Here is a 434-nt window from a genome sequence, read left to right as displayed (position 1 = left end):
ACCTGAATGCCCATGCGCGATGTCAGGTAGGGATCTTCGCCGTAGGTTTCCTGTCCACGTCCCCAGCGCGGGTCGCGGAAAATGTTCACATTGGGTGTCCAAACTGAAAGGCTGAGGAAACGTTTGTTTTCGTTGCCGCGCCTGAGATGCTGGTGGTATTTGGCGCGCCCCTCGTCCGATACAGCGTTGAAAATATCGTAGATCAGGGCATCGTTAAACGAGGCCGCCATGCCAATCGGTTCGGGAAATACCGTCACGCTGTCGTTGTTGGCGTAGCCGTGCAAAGCTTCGCTCCACCAGTTGAATTTGCGGATTCCCAAGCGGGGAATGGCATCGCTTTGGTCGCACATCAAGGCGGCTTTTTCTTCGAGCGTCAATCTCGAGATAAGATCTTCGGCACGTTCTTCAAAACTGAGATTTGGGTTTTGATACGG

The 434-nt window shown here is 53.5% G+C and carries 1 protein-coding gene; it reads right to left on the bottom strand.

Going from position 1 to position 434, the window contains the following annotated elements; genetic code table 11:
* Positions 1–434, bottom strand: a 434-nt coding sequence (locus tag N2K84_RS20250) for a glycoside hydrolase family 3 N-terminal domain-containing protein (protein WP_282593648.1), incomplete at both ends; no start/stop codon positions are given.

Origin of the sequence: Gaoshiqia sediminis (genome assembly GCF_025907915.1) — a bacterium.
Classification (GTDB): domain Bacteria; phylum Bacteroidota; class Bacteroidia; order Bacteroidales; family Prolixibacteraceae; genus Gaoshiqia; species Gaoshiqia sediminis.
This window is presented reverse-complemented; position numbering and strand designations above follow the sequence as displayed.